Below are 311 nucleotides of genomic sequence, written 5' to 3'. Positions count from 1 at the left end.
TGGCCTGCATGTTTCATCAGGTACTCTAGCAAGCGAAATTCGCGAGGTTGTAGGTCGATCTTTTCGCTACCGCGTTTGACAGAGCGGGCTAGCAAATCCATTTCAAGGTCGGCAACTTGCAGGTGAGTCACTTTCTCGGAGCCACTGGTTGCCCCGCGTCTGACTAATACTTCCAGGCGAGCAAGTAACTCAGTGTAGGAGAAAGGCTTGGTCAGATAATCGTCACCACCACCGCGTAAACCTTCAACACGATCATCTACGTCGCCTAGTGCACTAAGGATCAGTACAGGTGTTTGGTTACCGGTTGCGCG

1 pseudogene is annotated in these 311 nt (G+C 51.8%); it reads right to left on the bottom strand.

Annotated features, from left to right (window positions below):
- Nucleotides 1–311: pseudogene (locus A3763_RS07270) on the bottom strand (DNA-binding response regulator); the annotation flags it as partial.

This window comes from Oleiphilus sp. HI0128, assembly GCF_001635365.1.
Note: the sequence above shows the minus strand (reverse complement) of the source record. Positions and strands in the feature narration are given on the sequence as shown.